The 15,609-nt window shown below is 62.4% G+C and carries 14 protein-coding genes; 1 reads left to right on the top strand and 13 read right to left on the bottom strand.

Annotated elements, in window-relative coordinates:
- Window positions 1-7: 7 nt before the first annotated feature.
- A complete protein-coding gene (locus tag BW39_RS13380; protein WP_043822351.1) occupies window positions 8-1,525 on the bottom strand; it encodes an alkaline phosphatase in 1,518 nt (505 codons plus the stop codon).
- Between the two features lie 38 nt (window positions 1,526-1,563).
- On the bottom strand, window positions 1,564-2,976 hold the full coding sequence (locus BW39_RS13375; RefSeq protein WP_043822237.1) for an alkaline phosphatase: 1,413 nt from the start codon (window positions 2,974-2,976) through the stop codon (window positions 1,564-1,566).
- Window positions 2,977-3,168: 192 nt separating this feature from the next.
- On the opposite strand from BW39_RS13375, the gene BW39_RS13370 reads away from it, so the two are divergent.
- Window positions 3,169-4,266, top strand: coding sequence for an MBL fold metallo-hydrolase (locus BW39_RS13370; protein WP_043822236.1), 1,098 nt, complete (start codon window positions 3,169-3,171; stop codon window positions 4,264-4,266).
- Window positions 4,267-4,286: 20 nt separating this feature from the next.
- On the opposite strand, the gene BW39_RS13365 is transcribed toward BW39_RS13370, so the two are convergent.
- From BW39_RS13365 to BW39_RS13315, 11 genes are all read right to left on the bottom strand, one after another.
- A complete protein-coding gene (locus BW39_RS13365; RefSeq protein WP_043822234.1) occupies window positions 4,287-5,168 on the bottom strand; it encodes a class I SAM-dependent methyltransferase in 882 nt (293 codons plus the stop codon).
- Window positions 5,165-5,785, bottom strand: a complete 621-nt coding sequence (locus BW39_RS13360) for a DUF1415 domain-containing protein (RefSeq protein ID WP_012207370.1) — start codon at window positions 5,783-5,785, stop codon at window positions 5,165-5,167. Before BW39_RS13360 ends, BW39_RS13365 begins: the two co-directional genes overlap by 4 nt.
- A 138-nt stretch (window positions 5,786-5,923) precedes the next feature.
- Window positions 5,924-7,102 (bottom strand): deoxyguanosinetriphosphate triphosphohydrolase, encoded by a 1,179-nt coding sequence (locus BW39_RS13355; RefSeq protein ID WP_043822232.1) that lies wholly within the window; start codon window positions 7,100-7,102, stop codon window positions 5,924-5,926.
- Window positions 7,103-7,166: 64 nt separating this feature from the next.
- Window positions 7,167-8,285 (bottom strand): 3-dehydroquinate synthase, encoded by a 1,119-nt coding sequence (aroB, locus tag BW39_RS13350; protein ID WP_043822230.1) that lies wholly within the window; start codon window positions 8,283-8,285, stop codon window positions 7,167-7,169.
- 130 nt (window positions 8,286-8,415) lie between these two features.
- Window positions 8,416-8,985, bottom strand: coding sequence for a shikimate kinase (locus BW39_RS13345; protein WP_052155332.1), 570 nt, complete (start codon window positions 8,983-8,985; stop codon window positions 8,416-8,418).
- Entirely contained in the window at window positions 8,934-10,463 is a 1,530-nt protein-coding gene (locus tag BW39_RS13340; protein ID WP_141441561.1) for an Ig-like domain-containing protein, read from the bottom strand. The genes BW39_RS13345 and BW39_RS13340 overlap by 52 nt, the downstream gene beginning before the upstream one ends.
- 23 nt (window positions 10,464-10,486) lie before the next feature.
- Window positions 10,487-12,634 carry a type IV pilus secretin PilQ gene (gene pilQ / locus BW39_RS13335; RefSeq protein ID WP_081816201.1) on the bottom strand — a complete coding sequence of 716 codons (2,148 nt, stop codon included), beginning with the start codon at window positions 12,632-12,634 and terminating at the stop codon, window positions 10,487-10,489.
- On the bottom strand, window positions 12,631-13,179 hold the full coding sequence (locus BW39_RS13330; RefSeq protein ID WP_043822226.1) for a pilus assembly protein PilP: 549 nt from the start codon (window positions 13,177-13,179) through the stop codon (window positions 12,631-12,633). Before BW39_RS13330 ends, pilQ begins: the two co-directional genes overlap by 4 nt.
- Window positions 13,179-13,856 carry a type 4a pilus biogenesis protein PilO gene (locus BW39_RS13325; protein ID WP_034397004.1) on the bottom strand — a complete coding sequence of 226 codons (678 nt, stop codon included), beginning with the start codon at window positions 13,854-13,856 and terminating at the stop codon, window positions 13,179-13,181. The genes BW39_RS13330 and BW39_RS13325 overlap by 1 nt, the downstream gene beginning before the upstream one ends.
- Window positions 13,856-14,467, bottom strand: coding sequence for a PilN domain-containing protein (locus tag BW39_RS13320; RefSeq protein WP_043822225.1), 612 nt, complete (start codon window positions 14,465-14,467; stop codon window positions 13,856-13,858). Before BW39_RS13320 ends, BW39_RS13325 begins: the two co-directional genes overlap by 1 nt.
- On the bottom strand, window positions 14,464-15,543 hold the full coding sequence (locus BW39_RS13315) for a pilus assembly protein PilM (protein ID WP_034347621.1): 1,080 nt from the start codon (window positions 15,541-15,543) through the stop codon (window positions 14,464-14,466). The genes BW39_RS13320 and BW39_RS13315 overlap by 4 nt, the downstream gene beginning before the upstream one ends.
- Between the last annotated feature and the right edge of the window lie 66 nt (window positions 15,544-15,609).

The raw sequence follows: 15,609 nt of genomic DNA, 5'->3' as shown, positions 1-15,609 counted from the left end.
GAAACAATTACAGGCCAGCGGCTTCGCGGACCTTGGAGAACACCTTGGTGTTGTCCATCGTGCCCTTGAAGATCTTGGCTCCGGCGCCGCCGGCGAACAGCATCACGTCGCCGCCGCCATGGGTCTCGGAGCCCGGCGTGCCCAGGTTCAGGCCGACTTCCTGCAGGTAGTTGTCGTCCGTGGTGTCCACGGCCGTCACGTCGTCGCGCGAGGCGCCGCGCGTGGGAGCGATCCAGGGCTTGTTGCCATCTTCGGCATTGACCTGGCTGGAGGCCGTGGCGTTGGGACGTCCGCCGTTGCCGAAGGCCAGCGTGGTGTAGGGCTTGCCGTCCTGGGCCTTGGCCATCTGGCCAGTCTGGTAGTCCTGCACCTTGCCCAGGATGGGGTTGCCGATCTTGGAGTAGCCGTTGAACACCATGTTGTGGTCGTGATCGGCCGTGACCACGATCAGCGTGTTCTTCAGGCCCGGGTCCTTCTTTTCCATGTAGGCCATGGCGGTCTCGATCGCGCGGTCGAAGGCCAGCGTGTCTTCCAGCGCGCGCTTGGCATTGGTGCCGTGCAGTGCGTGGTCGATGCGGCCGCCTTCCACCATCAGGAAGAAGCCCTTGTCATTGCGGCTGAGCACGTCCAGCGCCTTGCCGGTCATGTCGGCCAGGCTGGGCTCGTCCAGCTTCTGCTTGACGCGGTCCAGCTCGTAGGCCATTTCGCTTTGCGTGAACAGGCCCAGCAGCTTGGGGGCCTTGGTCGCGTCCAGGGCCGACAGCTCGCTGCCCTTGGCGACATAGGCGTAGCCCTTGGCCTTCATCATGTCCACGAGGTTGGCCGTGTCCGTGCGCTTGCTGCTGGGGTTGACCGACTTGGGCAGGTAGTTGCGCTGGCCACCGCCCATGAGCACGTCGATGCCGTCGCCCAGCTTGGCGTTGTAGTTGGCATGGCCGGGCACGGACTGCTCGGCAATGCTGTTGTAGCCATTGCGGTTGCAGATGTGGGCGTAGGTGGCCGCAGGCGTCGCATGGCCCACGCGCGTGGTGGAGATGGCGCCCACGGCACGGCCCTTGGCCTTGGACAGTTCCAGCAGGGTCTGCGCGGGCTGGCCGTTGCCGGCCGGGCAGGTGGTGTCCTCGCCGTTGATGTACTGCTGTCCGTTGGCCGCATAGGCCAGAGTATCGGCCGACATGGAGATGACTTCATTGTTCATCTTCACGCCGGTCATGTAGGCCGCCATCGAAGGCGCGCTGTCCGTGGTCTGGCCATCGCGCGAGAAGGTCTTGACGCGGCTGGCGTAAGGCAGGGACTGCATGGTCAGCGTGGCGCGCTCGCTGCTGGTCAGTGCCGTGGGATTGGCAGCCAGCTGCTTCTCACCCTTGTAGATGCGCGCGGCGGTCACGGTGACCGGGCCCATGCCGTCGCCGAGGAAGAAGATGACGTTCTTGGCCTCGCCAGCCGCATGGGCGGCCGGTGCCAGCAGCGCCAGCGCGCCGGCCGCAGCCAGGGCGAGGGAGGTCTTTTGGAGGATCGGATGCATGTGGAATTCCTTGAGTGCCTTGATTGCAGCGTGCGGCATCACAAGCCGATGCTCTTCTTGATCAGCGTGAAGACGGTGGTGTTGTCGATCACGCCCGAGAACGTATCGGCACCCATGCCTTGCGCGCCCAGGAACACGTCGCCGCCGCCGTGGGTTTCGGAGGCCAGGGGCACCACGGCCTCCTGCAGGTAGTCGGGGCTTTCCAGCGAGGCCGCGTCGATGGGACCCCGCGTGGCCAGACGCTTGGGACCGTTACCGAAGCCCAGGATGGTGTAGGGATTGCCATCCACATCGGTGGAGGCCTTGCCGTCCACGTAGTTCTTGACCAGGCCCAGCACGCCGGGCTTGCCGGCCTCGGTCTTGCCGGTGCGCGCGGCATAACCGTTCAGGTGCAGCGTGTGGTCATGGTCGGCGGTGACGACGATCAGCGTGTTCTTCAGGCCCGGATCGAGCTTGGCCATCTTGTCCAGCGCGGTCTGGATGGCGTTGTCGAAGGCCACGGTGTCCTGCAGCGCGCGACGCGCGTTGGTGGCGTGCAGCGCATGGTCGATGCGGCCGCCTTCCACCATCAGGAAGAAGCCCTTCTTCTTGGCCGACAGTGCGTCGATGGCCTTGCCCGTCATCTCGGCCAGGCTCGGTTCCTTGGTCGCATCGCGGTCCAGGTCATAGGCCATGTGGTCCTTGGTGAACAGGCCGGCGATCTTGCTGCCGTCCACGGGCAGCTTGTCGAACTCGCTCTTGTTGGCGGCGTAGCTGTACTTCTGCGTCTTGAACTCGGCGACCAGGTTGCGGCTGTCGTTGCGGCGGCCGCCGTCGGCCTTGGGCGTGAAGTAGTAGGAGCCGCCACCCAGGATCACGTCCACGCCGTCACCGAGCTTGCTGTTGTAGCCGGAGCCGCCGGGCACCAGGGCCGCGGCGATGGTGTTTTCCGCATCGCGGTGGCAGACGTGCGAATAGGTGGTTGCCGGCGTGGCATGCGTGATGCGCGCGGTGGAGACCACGCCCGTGCCGTAGCCGGCGGACTTCATCTGCTCGAGCAGCGTGGGAACGGCCTGGCCGTTGCCGCTGGGGCAGGTGCTGTCGTAGTTGGTGTGATAGGCCTTGCCCGCAGCGTCCGTGGCCTTGGTGTCGGGCGTCATGGAGATGACTTCGTTGTTCATCTTCACGCCGGTCATGTAGGCGGCCATCGAGGGCGCGCTGTCCGTCACCTGGGCATCGTTCGAGAAGGTGTGGACGAAGGCCGTCTCGGGCAGCTTGTCCATGGTCAGCTCACCGTCTTCGCCCACGCTGTAGATGCGTGCGGCGGTCATGGTGGTGATGCCCATGCCATCGCCCAGGAAGAACAGCACGTTCTTGGTCGGAGCGGCTGCGGACGAACCGTCGCTGCCGCCACAGGCGCTCAACAGCAGCGAGGCACCAGCCAGCGCGCTGCACAACATCTTCAATTTCATGCGGATATCCCTCTGTAGGCAGGGGACCCCGCAGCACGGCCGCGCCCTCCCCCTGTTGATTGACCCGTGCACTGTAGGAGCGGCCTGTGACGAGCCCGTGACAGCAAGGCAGCAGCGGCAGGCGTATCGTTGCGGGGATGCGCTGCCAGCCGGGGAGCACCCGGCCACCCCCGCGACTGAACAAGGAACCCCATGGACCAGAAAGCCCAAGCCCCGAACGCCTCGCACGCCACGGATGCGCCGCCCAAGCCGGTGCTCGACTACCCGTTCGAGGCGCCACCGCAGCGCGGGCAGACGCTGGAGGTCGCACCCGGCGTGCTCTGGATACGCATGCCCCTGCCCTATGCGTTGGATCACATCAATCTCTGGGCCATCGATGATGGCCAGGGCTGGGCCATCGTCGACACCGGTGCGCGCACCGACGAAGGCGTGGCCACCTGGCGCGCGCTGTTCTCCCAATCCACTGACGGCCGCTCGCTGACGCGCGTGCTGGTCACCCACATGCACCCCGACCATGTGGGCCTGGCCGGCTGGCTGACGCGCAAGTTCCATGTGCCGCTGTACATGACGCGCCTGGAATATCTGAACTGCCGCGTCGTGGTCTCAGACTGCAGCCGTGAGGCGCCGCCCGACGCCATCGCCTTCTACCGCCGCGCAGGCTGGAGCGACAGCGCCCTGGAGTCCTACCGCGCCCGCTTCGGCAACTTCGGCAAGCACATCCACGCCCTGCCCGACAGCTACCGCCGCCTGCACGACGGCGAGGAACTGCGCATAGGAAAGCACCTGTGGCGCGTGGTGGTCGGCAGCGGCCACTCGCCCGAGCACGCCAGCCTCTACTGTCCCGATCTCAAGCTGCTGATCTCGGGCGACCAGGTGCTGCCGCGCATCTCGTCCAACGTCTCGGTCCATGCCATGGAGCCAGACGCCAACCCCATGGCCGACTGGATGGATTCTCTGGAAAAGGTCAGGCGCGAAGTGCCCGACGATGTGCTCGTACTGCCCGCGCATGGCGATTGCTTTCGCGGACTGCATGCACGGATCGATTCACTGGCCGCAGGCCAGGAACGCGCCAACGCCCGCTTGCTGGCCGCACTGGCCGAACCGCGTCGCGCCGTCGATGTCTTCGGCGCCCTGTTCTCACGCCCCATCAGCGAATCCAGCCCCGCCCTGCTGGGCATGGCCACGGGCGAGAGCCTGGCCTGCCTCAACCACCTGATGCATGCAGGGCAGGTGGAGCGCAGCATCGATGCCGATGGCATCGCCTGGTACCACGCCGTGGCGGGGGCCTGAGACTGCTGCAGGCAGCCGGCTCAGGCTGCCTGCAGCAGCGGATAGCGCTGTGCCATCACATCCTGCAGGCCGAACTCCGCCAGGATGGCGCGCATGCGCTCGACCGCACTGCGCTTTTTCTGCCCCGTGTAACGCGCAATGATCAGCTCGTTCTTCATGCTGTGCTCCCAGCCCACCAGCTCGGTCACGGTGACCTGGTAGCCGCAGGCTTCCAGGTACAGGCAGCGCAGCACGTTGGTGAGCTGGCTGCCCATTTCGCGCGTGTGTATGGGATGGCGCCACAGTTCGGCCAGCGGCGTGCGCGTCAGGCTCAGCGCCTTGGTCTGGCGCAGGCAGGCAGCGACCTCGGCCTGGCAGCAGGGCACCAGCACCATGGCCTTGGCCTTTTTCTCCAGGCCGAAGGCGATGGCATCGTCGGTGGCGGTGTCGCAGGCGTGCAGGGCCGTGACCACGTCGAATTGCGCAGGCATGAAGTCGGCATGCGTGGATTCGGCCACCGACATGTTGAGGAAGCCCATGCGGTCGAAGCCCAGCTCGGCGGCCAGCTTCTGCGAGGCTTCCACCAGCGGCGCGCGCGTCTCTATGCCGTAGATGTGGCCGCGCCCCAGCGGTTTGAAATACAGGTCGTAGAGGATGAAGCCCAGGTAGGACTTGCCGGCACCGTGGTCGGCCAGGGTGACCGCATGGTCGTCGGCCGACAGTTCTTCGAGGATGGGGGCGATGAACTGGTACAGGTGGTAGACCTGCTTGAGCTTGCGCCGCGAGTCCTGGTTGATCTTGCCTTCGCGCGTGAGGATGTGCAGCGCCTTGAGCAGTTCGATGGACTGGCCGGGCTTGAGGCCCAGCTGCTCGGTCACATCCTGCTCGGGTTTCGCGGCAGGCTTGCCTTGGCGCGCCTTCATTCGGCTGCGCCCGGCTTGGCTGCATGCGCCACGGGGCAGCGCGCGCCCACGCCCATGTCCAGCCAGCCTTCGATGCCGATCTTCTCCAGCGTCTCCATGTTGCGCTCGTAGATGGACTCCGCCTCGGGGAATGCTTCGACCGCCTTGTCTATGCTGTCCTCGCGCAGCAGGTGCAGCGTGGGATAGGGCGAGCGGTTGGTGCAGTTGGTGACGTCGTCGGCTTCGGTGCCCTCGAACTGGAACTGCGGATGGAACGAGGCCACCTGCAGGATGCCTCCCAGGTCCAGCTCCTCGACCATGGCGTCGGCCACTTCGAGGAAGTCGTTGAAGTCCAGGAACTCCTGCAGCGCATGGGGCAGGATCAGCAGCGTGGTGTCGCGCTTCTCGGGCGAGGCCTCGGCCAGCGCTTCCAGCTCGCGGTGCAGATCCGCCGCCACGCCCTCGGCGTCGGTGGCCTGGCTGACCGTGTAGTGGATCTGGCCCTTGATGTGCACGCCCTTGGCGAAGGGGCACAGGTTCAGGCCGATCACGGCCTTTTCGAGCCAGTGCACCGTATCCTCGATCACGGTGACAGGCGGAAACTCGGCCGCGCGAATCTCGTGGTTGGTATCGGTCATGGCTGTGCCCTTCAAAAATGCGAACGGGGGCACTGCGCCCCCAGACATTGCGAAACCGTCCAGGAACCCTTCCCTGCCCTGTCACGCAGGGTCCGCATTCTAGCCGCGCCGCCCGGGCGATGCCGGTGCTCGGATTTCTCAGCCCAGCAGGCGCAGGCCTGTCAGCAGCTCATGCTCCCGGGCCGCGTAGCGATCCGTCATCCCGGCGATGAAGTCGGCCACCACCCGCGCACGCGCCGATACGTCCTCGGCCAGCATGGCCCGCTGCACGAAACGCGGCTTCATGCGATCGGGCTCCACCATGTAGGCCGCAAACAGCTCGGCCACCACCTGCTGCGCGCCGTCCATGGTCTTCATCACCTGTTCATGGCGATAGAGATTGCGGAACAGGAACTGCTTGAGCTGCAGCGACTGCTGCCTCATGGTATCGCTGAAGCCCACCAGGGGGCCAGCCTGTGCGCGCACCTCATCGACCGAACAGGGCCGTGCCTGTGCAATGCGTTGCTGCGTGGCGGCGATCACGTCATAGACCTGGTCGCTGAGCATGCGGCGGATGCTTTCGTACAGCAGGCGCCGCTCGGCCAAAGGCATGCCCAGCTGGGGATGCTCGGCCAGCGTTGCATCGTGATAGCGCGCGAACAAAGGAACGGCCTCGCGCAGCTGGGCCATGGTGATCAGGCCGGAGCGCACGCCATCGTCCACGTCATGGGCGTTGTAGGCAATGGCATCGGCCAGATTGCACAGCTGGGCCTCCAGCGAAGGCTGCCGGCCCAGCAAAAAGCGGTGGGCCACGCCACCGGGCTCCCGCGCTTCCAGGTGCTCGGCATTGGTGCGCGAACAGTGCTTGAGAATGCCCTCGCGCGTCTCGAAGCTCAGGTTGAGCCCGTCAAAGGCCGGATAGCGCTCCTCCAGCCGGTCCACCACGCGCAGGCTTTGCAGGTTGTGCTCAAAGCCGCCGTGCGGCTGCATGCAGGCATTGAGCGCGTCCTGGCCCGCATGGCCGAAGGGGGTGTGGCCCAGATCGTGGGCCAGGCAGATGGCTTCGACCAGATCCTCGTCCAGTTGCAGCGACCGGGCGACCGAGCGGCCCAGTTGTGCCACCTCCAGCGAGTGCGTCAGCCGTGTGCGGAACAGGTCGCCTTCATGGTTGACGAAGACCTGGGTCTTGTAGACCAGTCGCCGGAACGCCGAGGAATGGACAATGCGGTCCCGGTCGCGCTGGTAATCGCTGCGCGTGGGCGCAGGCGCCTCCGGGAAACGCCGCCCACGGCTGAACGCCGGGTTGCAGGCATAGGGGGCCAGGGCCTGTTTCTGCATTCGATCGCCTCATCATGCTGACAAGGGCACTCTAGCAGTTCCGGCTTGCCCCCAGCGCCGCGCGTCAGGCGCAGCAGGCGTTGATGACCTCGCGCACCATTGCGTCGGGGGCCGAACGCATGATGGCCTTGCCGGGGCCGTCGATGAGCACGAAGCGGATCTCGCCCGCCTCGGACTTCTTGTCCACGCGCATCAGCTCCAGATAGCGGCCAGCGTTGTCACGCGCATCCAGTACGGCGCCACGCACCGGCAGGCCCGCACGTTCGATCAGCACGCGCAGCCTTTGCACAAAGGCGGCATCCACCAGGCCAAGGCGCTGCGACAGCTCGGCCGCCATGACCATGCCGGCGCCCACGCCTTCGCCGTGCAGCCAGTTGCCATAGCCCATGCCGGCCTCGATCGCATGCCCGAAGGTATGGCCGAAATTGAGAATGGCGCGCAGCCCAGCCTCTTTCTCGTCCTGCCCCACGACCCAGGCCTTGATCTCCACGCTGCGCTTGATCGCGTGTGCCAGTGCAGTGCGGTCGCGGGCGAGCAAGGCATCCATGTTCTCCTCCAGCCAGGCCAGGAAGTCCATGTCGGCGATCGGCCCGTACTTGATGACCTCGGCCAGGCCGGCGCTCAGCTCGCGCACGGGCAGCGTGTCCAGCGAGGCCAGGTCGCAAACCACCAGCTGCGGCTGGTAGAAGGCGCCGATCATGTTCTTGCCCAGCGGATGGTTGATGGCGGTCTTGCCACCCACCGACGAATCCACCTGCGACAGCAGCGTGGTGGGCACCTGCACGAACGGCACGCCACGCATGTAGCTGGCAGCGGCAAAGCCGGTCATGTCGCCGATGACGCCGCCACCCAGGGCGAACAGCACGGTCTTGCGATCGCAGCCGCCGGACAGCAGGTCGTCAAAGATCAGGTTCAGCGTCTGCCAGTCCTTGTGGGCCTCGCCATCGGGCAGCACCACGGTACGCACGCTGCGGTAGCGTTGTTCCAGCACGCGACGCAGTGCGGGCTCGTAGAGCGGCGCGACCACATCATTGCTGACGATCACGGCCTGGGCCGCAGAAGGCAGGGCGGCATAGGTCGCGGCCTGGTCCAGCAGGCCGGTGCCGATGGTGATCGGATAGGAACGGTCACCCAGGTCGATGGTCACGACCTGGGCGGCAGGCAAGGAGGAAGCGGTGGGCAAGATGGTGTCGCTCCAAGGCAGAAAGAGTGAAAGGAATTGCGCGACACGGCAGCGCGCCCGGCAACCGCCGATCTTAAAGAAAAAGGCCCCGGCAAGTGCCGAGGCCTTTGGTGTTCCAGCGGGCTGCCGCTCAGGCCAGTTCCGCCTGCATGCGTATGCGCTGCGCAGCCTGTGCCACAGACAGGCCGGATGTCTGGATCACGAAGTGAGCCGTCTCCAGATAAAGCGGCTCGCGTTGCAGCAGCAGCTCCCGCAGGCGCAGCGCCGGGTCTTCCACCTGCAGCAAGGGCCGCGTCACATCGTTGCGCAGCCGCGCGGCGATGGCCTCTGGCGTGCAATCCAGATAGAAGACCTGGGTGCGCGCATGCAGATGGCGGCGGTTTTGCTCGCGCAGCACCACGCCGCCTCCCGTGGACAGCAGCAGGCTGGATGTGGAGGCCGACAGCTCATCAATGACCTGCGACTCCATGTCTCGAAAAGCCTGCTCGCCCTCGCGCTCGAAAAACTCCCGGATGCTGCAGCCCAGGCGCTGCTCGACCACATGATCCGCATCCACAAAACGCATCGACCACAGGCGCGCCAGCTGGCGCCCTATGGTCGATTTGCCGGAGCCGGGCAGGCCGATCAGGGCGATCGGCCTTTGACCTGTCAAGGGGCTGTCGGAGTGGTGGGGGTTGTCGGAGTGGTGGCTGTCGCGCATGCCGGATAGTCCACGGGCAGGGTCAAGGTGCTCACATTATTATTGGATTTGAAGGTGAACTGCACTTGAGTCGAGCCCGCAGGAGTACCAATCTTCGAAGTCACCTGGAAAGCAACTCCGCTGCGGCCTGAGACACGATCAAGCACCGGGGATCCGTTGAACACGGAAACCGTCACATTAGTGTCCAGGGATTTGGCCTCGATGGTCGTCCCGGCCGGTGCAGGAAAGCCCTTAGGAGTTCCTAGTTCACCCGTCCAGATCGCATTACAAGTCGCATCCAGCTTGCTCACCGTCAATTTATTGACCAACGCACCGCTTTGGTACAGGCTCAGCCAGCCCACCGAAGTAGCCCTCAGGAACAGGCTGTCGCTGATGACTTGGCCCGTGCCCAGCACAGTCGAAATGGCCACGTTGATCAGTTGACCGTCGGCAGGACGCGGATTCTGCACCTGGTAGTCCACCGTGCACAGTCCGTTGACTGTCTGGCAGCCACCACGATTGGAAGAGCCAACGCGGCCGAAGTCCACTGTTGCGACCACAGGCACGCCATCGGATACCGGATTACCATTGCTGTCCACAATGCCAATGCGCAGTGTGGATGTATCACCGGAAAGGTCCAGGTCCAGGTTGAACTTGGAGGCAGAAAGATCGAAGCCGCGCTGCGTGGAAATACCGGTGGTCACGGTCAAAAGATCTGATTGCGACGTCACGTTCCGACCATTCACCGTTGCCCTCACAACAACGGAAGTGGGAGCGCTTTTGGATGATACCGACGTGGTCACGATGCCATCATTGTTCGAGCGAGCCTGGGCAATATTGACCTGGACACCCCCTGTGGCTTCCATGAAATCCACAACCACGTCTTTGATCGGGCTGCCGCTGGAATCAACCACCTTGAAACGGAGGATGGCGGTCTCAGAGCGCCCATTACCACCCGATCCTTTGATAACGATGGATTTGTCAGACGGAACCACATCCAGGAAATTGATGGCCTGGACCAAGGCCTGAGGATCGCCCGTGGGAGGTGCGCTCGTAATGGCCAGATTCTGGCCGCCGGACACTTCCTTGGTTGCAATTGTGGCAGAGGCCTTGACTCGGGTCGCGCCGATCGAGGTTGCGGTGGCCGCTGAGATTTCCACTTCAGCCACGCCCTTGCTGTCCGTCAGTGCAGTCCTGGATTCAGGGCTGAATTTCAACAAACTCCCGCCATCTTCCGAAAACGTCACGATTTCATTGGCAACTGCAGCGCCTTTGGCATCCAGCAAGGTCGCACGCGCCCTGGCGGTGCTCTCAGAGGCGGTGATCGAAATGACACCTTGCGCGCTGGAGGACGCGCCAGTGATCACCTGAATCGTCATGGTTCCTGCCGGAGTTTCGGTTCCTCCTCCCGTGCCACCACCGGTGCCCGGATTTCCCCCTCCGCCACCACATGCGACCAGCGTAAAGGCCGTCAAAGCGGCCAGCCACAACTTTTTCATCAGAAATCTCCCTAAATTTTCACTCAGCGTTTTGCAGCGCTATCAGAAATCATTTTTGGTGTAATGAATACCAGCATTTCTCTCTTGGAAGAGGCCCTGGAGCGGCTCTTGAAAAGATTACCCAGTACAGGCACATCACCCAACAACGGAATCTTGTTCTCCTGACTGGTTTCTTCCAGTTCAAAGATGCCACCAATCACCACGGTGCCGCCGTTTTGCACCAGGATCTGCGTCTTGATATGCTTGGTATCAATAGCTACACCTTGGGTCGTTGTTTCACCGCGAGAATCCTTGTTGATATCCAGATCCAGGATGATATCGCCTTCAGGAGTTATTTGCGGCGTCACTTCCAGCTTCAACACTGCCTTCTTGAAGGCTATGGTGGTCGCTCCGTTAGGTGCAGTGACTGAATATGGGTATTCAGTACCCTGCTCGATCAGCGCCTTGGTCTGGTCAGCGGTCATGAGACGAGGGCTTGAAATGATCTTGCCTTGCCCATCGGCCTCCATTGCCGAAAGCTCCAGCGTAAGGAAGCGATTGGCTGCAGCATTGAAGATGGACATGGCAAACGTGCCAGACCCTGCAACACCTGCCACGGAGGCAGGAAGATTCACGAAGCTGCCCGAAGTGTTGACCGTACCTCCAGCACCCGCAGAAGCATTTGCGTTATCGAACCCCGTACCGAACACAACACGATTGTCACCGCCGATGCTATAGCCGCCATCACCACCACGCTGGGCACGCAAGTCCCCGCCGCCGAGGCGCACCCCCAGCGCACGACCGAACGTGTCACGGGCTTCCACAATACGCGCTTCAATGAGCACTTGCCGCACTGGCACATCCAGCGTCGCCAGCAATGCCTTCATGGCCTCAAGCTTGGCAGGGGTGTCCGTCACAAAGAGTTGGTTGGTTCGAGGCTCGGAGATTGCAGAACCACGCTCGGACAGAAATCTCGTGGCAGTTCCAGCAGCACCCGCACTACTGGTGTTCGTCGTGATTTGCAACAGAATATCGGCCGCCTTCGCATAGTTCAGCTGAAAGCCCTGGGTGCGCAGCGGCTCCAGTTTCTGGATTTCCATCGCGGCTTCATAGTCACGCTTGGTACGCGCATCGATCTCATCCTTGGGCGCAATCCAGAGCACCGAGCCCGACTTGCGCATGCCCAGGCCCTTGGCATCCATGATGATTTGCAGCGCCTGATCCCAGGGAACATCCTTCAGGCGCAGGGTCAGTGCCCCGGAAACCGTGTCCGAAGTCACGATATTGAAGTTCGTGAAATCGGCAATCACCTGAAGCAGGGATCGCACTTCGATATTCTGGAAGTTCAGGGAGAGTTTCTCACCGCTGTAGCCAGGACCCTGAGTCAGTTTGCTCACGTCCACCTTTTTCTGGCGAACTTCAATCACAAACTGGCTGTCACTTTGATAGGCACTGTGCTCCCAGTCACCTGTGGGGGCAATGCGCATGCGCACCGACTCACCCTGCTGCACCGAAGAGATTGTCTGCACCGGCGTTCCGAAATCCGCAACATCCAGCTTACGACGCAATCCTTCAGGCAGGGAGGAGCGCAGAAAATCGACCACCAGCTCCTTGCCTTCGCGGCGCAGATCCACGCCGACCTGGCTATTGCTCAGCCCCACGACGATGCGGCCAGAACCATCACTGCCACGACGGAAATCAACATCCCGAATGGGTTGGACATCACTGCCAACAGCTGTCTTGGCTTCAAACACGCCCTGCTGCGTAGAAGGCTTTACTGTGGCAGACGTTGCCACCGGATCCAACAGGATCAGCAGCGCCTTGCCTTGGCGTTCAGTGCGGTAGGACGTCGCAGACTTCAGATTCAGCACTAGGCGGGAGCGGCCGGATGCCTCCACGATATTGATGGAGCGCAGGTTACCCTGGTTGAGCTCGACCATCGATTTACCCGTGGCATTGGTTGCGCCAGGGAAATCCAGTGCGATTCGTGCAGGCGACTGGATTGCAAATCCGGTCGGGTCCGCAGCCAGCGCTTCGGAAAGCTCGATGCGCACCACCTCAGTGCCCCCTTGAATCGAGCCGGAGACCGACTCTATCGTGGACTGCGCCCATGCCAAGGAGCCAAGCAGCCAACCGCCTACAGCGATTCCCCAGCGAGCCTTGTGCAACATGCTTCGATGTGTGCCCATCATTTTCTTCCCTCCTGCAACTCCAGTGTGCTATTTCTCTCTATCCAGTCGCCGCTGCCGTCCTGGACGATTTCCCGCAACTGGATGGACGTCTCGGTGATCCGGGTAACCTTGCCGTAGTTCTGCCCCAGGTAATTTCCTGCCCGAACCTGGTACAGCAAAGCCCCCACCCTGACAAGCGCCGTAGGCACGCCTTTTTTGTCCAGACTGCCGACCATGGTCATTGCATCCAGAGGCTCGGCCTCCAGTGGTTCCTTGCGGCGATTGAGCTCGGAAGCAATCAGGGTGGTATTGGCGCTAGTCTGTGCAGACTCCCTGCGCAGCACCTGCATCAGCTTCATGGGATTGAAAGGATCCATGCCATCAGAACCAAGATAGGCCTGGGGCGTGAAGATCTTGGGCTCCTCCAAAGGCTTGACACGGGGCCTGGCATTGGCTCTTTCCTGGGCCATCCAGGTCTGCAGCTCCTCCTGATCAGAAGAAGAGCAGCCTGAGACGGCCAAGCAGGCTGCCAGCGTGAGCCAGCCGCTGAAACGCATGTGTCTCATTATTTCTTGCCCTTCCCTGCAGCCGCGCGTTGCGCCTGCACCTCGTCGGCATCCAGGTAGCGGAAGGTCCGTGCCGTCGCCTCCATGCTCAAGACTTCGCTGCCTTCCTTGCCCACGGGGACGATCGAGAGATTGTTCAAGGTCACGATGCGCGACAGGTAGGCCACATCGGAGGCGAATGATCCGATGTCGTGAAAGCGACCAGTCACCTTCAAAGCAATAGGCAGCTCAGCGTAGTATTCCTTGACCACCATCGCACCAGGCCGGAAGGTTTCAAACTGCAGGCTGCGGCCCAGCCCTGCCTGATTGATATCCGAGAGCAGCGCCGCCATTTCCGCCTTGCTGGGCAATTGCTTTTCCAGTTGCGTCACATACTGCTGTACCTGTTCACGCTGCTTCTTCAGGCCATCCAGGCTGACAGCCTTGGACAGCTTCTGGCTGAAGTCCTGGCGCAGCGTGACTTCGGTATTGCGCTCCTGCTCCAGGGTGTCTTCGTAGTCCTTGATCAGCACATACCAGAGCACGGCGGCCACAGCCAGCGCGATGGCCACACACAAAAGCGCCCGCGGCAACACAGGCCACCGCGACGGGTCATTGGGATCAAGACCACGGAACTGGCGCTGGATGTTCTCCTGCAGTGCGGAGAAGTCGATGTCTTTCTTTTTCTTCTTGGCCATCACTGGAGCTTTCCTGGGTTGGCCGGCGTCGAAAGGCTCTTTTCCGCCACACTGGCGCGCGTCAGTTGAAAGCGCAGATTGAACGCAGCAGCGCGGCGCTGGTCCTTGGGCGTGACATTGACCGTCCTGGCCACGATCTCCACCAGATCAGGCTTGGAGATCCAGGGCGTTCCTTCGGACAGATTGCGCAGCATTTCGGAAACCCGCTCATTGGACTGCGCCGTACCCTGCATAGTCACAGACAGACCTTCCTGCCTGATGCTGGTGATGTAGACGCCATCGGGCAACTGCGCCACCAGCTCGTTGAGCATATGCACCGGAAGATTGCGGTCGGACTGCAGATCCTCCACGGCCTTCTGACGTGCACGCAGGGCCGTGATCTCATCCTCCAGCCCGGCAATTTCTTTGATCTGGGACTCCAGCACGGTAATCTCGGCGCGCAGCATGCTGTTCTTTGCCTGCTGGTCCTCGATCATCATCTGGTACCACCAGTACACCGCACCAATGATCAAAAGCCCTATCAGGGCCGAAAGAACCATGGTGGCCTGGAATGCTTCCTTGCGGCGCTTTCGTGTTGCTTCTCTGTGAGGAAGCAGATTGATCAGAATCACGAGACAAACCTCCGCATGGCCAGTCCGCAGGCGGTCAGGTAGGCGGGGGCCTCGCGCGACATGCGCTTGAGGCGTACGCCGCTGCCGACTTCCATTCCATCAAAGGGATTGGCAAGGCTGCAGGCAAATCCGGTCTGCTGCGTGATGGCCTCGGACAGGCCGGAAAGTGGGGCCGAGCCGCCTGCCAGCAGGATGTGGTCTATGCGGTTGTGGGGCGTACTGGTGAAAAAGAACTGCAGTGCGCGCGACACTTCCTGCGTCATGCTTTGCACAAAGGGCTTGAGCACGGCGGACGCGTAGTCCTCCGGAAGTTCGCCGCTGCGCTTCTTGGACTCGGCCTCTTCGAGCGAGAAACCATATTGGCGCGCTATCAGTTGCGTCAGCTGTGCGCCGCCAAAAGCCTGGTCCCGGTCATACAGCACCTCGTCGTCGCGCAGGATCTGCATGCTGGTTGTCATGGCGCCCAACTCGAACAAGGCCACAAGGGCGTTGTTGCCCTGATTGGGCAGGCGCTCGATCAGCCGTGCAGCCGCCATGCGGGAGGCGTGGGGCTCGATGTCGATGACCATGGGCTTGAGGCCGGCCGCCTCGGCCAGGCCCTGGCGGTCCTGCACCTTCTCGCGGCGCGATGCGGCAATGAGCACGTCCACGTCGCCGGGTGAATTCGATGACGGGCCTATGACACAGAAGTCCAGACTCACTTCATCGAGCGAGAAAGGAATGTACTGATTGGCCTCGGATTCGACCTGGACCTCCAGTTCCTGCTCGCTCATGCCGTCCGGCAGCGAAATCTTCTTGGTGATCACGGCCGAGGCCGGCAAGGCCATGGCCACGTTTTTGGTCCGCGTGCCGCTTTTTTTGACCAGTCGCCGTACAGCCTCTGCCACTTCATCGAACTTTTCGATGTTGCCGTCCGTGATCCATCCCCGCTCCAGCGGTTCGATGGCACAGCGCTCCAGCAACAGTTCGCCCGACTTGGCACGAGACAACTCAACGAGCTTGGCGCTCGAAGAACTGATGTCGATGCCTAGCAAAGGTGCGGGCTGGCGACTGAATAAGGATCCCATAGCAATCAACTTGCCCTCCCTCTTCTTGTGTATGTAAAGAACGCAACAAACCTTCACATATAGGTTGAATGCTAT

Source organism: Delftia sp. RIT313, assembly GCF_000632165.1.
GTDB lineage: Bacteria > Pseudomonadota > Gammaproteobacteria > Burkholderiales > Burkholderiaceae_C > Comamonas > Comamonas acidovorans.
This window is presented reverse-complemented; position numbering and strand designations above follow the sequence as displayed.

Excerpts from the sequence above, each read along its gene's own strand:
- BW39_RS13380 (WP_043822351.1), bottom strand. The coding sequence starts at position 1,525 with ATGCATCCGATCCTCCAAAAGACCTCCCTCGCCCTGGCTGCGGCCGGC.
- pilQ (WP_081816201.1), bottom strand. The coding sequence starts at position 12,634 with ATGATGGGCACACATCGAAGCATGTTGCACAAGGCTCGCTGGGGAATC.
- BW39_RS13325 (WP_034397004.1), bottom strand. The coding sequence starts at position 13,856 with ATGGCCAAGAAGAAAAAGAAAGACATCGACTTCTCCGCACTGCAGGAG.
- BW39_RS13355 (WP_043822232.1), bottom strand. The coding sequence starts at position 7,102 with ATGCAGAAACAGGCCCTGGCCCCCTATGCCTGCAACCCGGCGTTCAGC.
- BW39_RS13375 (WP_043822237.1), bottom strand. The coding sequence starts at position 2,976 with ATGAAATTGAAGATGTTGTGCAGCGCGCTGGCTGGTGCCTCGCTGCTG.
- BW39_RS13340 (WP_141441561.1), bottom strand. The coding sequence starts at position 10,463 with ATGAAAAAGTTGTGGCTGGCCGCTTTGACGGCCTTTACGCTGGTCGCA.
- BW39_RS13345 (WP_052155332.1), bottom strand. The coding sequence starts at position 8,985 with ATGCGCGACAGCCACCACTCCGACAACCCCCACCACTCCGACAGCCCC.
- BW39_RS13365 (WP_043822234.1), bottom strand. The coding sequence starts at position 5,168 with ATGAAGGCGCGCCAAGGCAAGCCTGCCGCGAAACCCGAGCAGGATGTG.
- BW39_RS13360 (WP_012207370.1), bottom strand. The coding sequence starts at position 5,785 with ATGACCGATACCAACCACGAGATTCGCGCGGCCGAGTTTCCGCCTGTC.
- BW39_RS13370 (WP_043822236.1), top strand. The coding sequence starts at position 3,169 with ATGGACCAGAAAGCCCAAGCCCCGAACGCCTCGCACGCCACGGATGCG.
- BW39_RS13330 (WP_043822226.1), bottom strand. The coding sequence starts at position 13,179 with ATGAGACACATGCGTTTCAGCGGCTGGCTCACGCTGGCAGCCTGCTTG.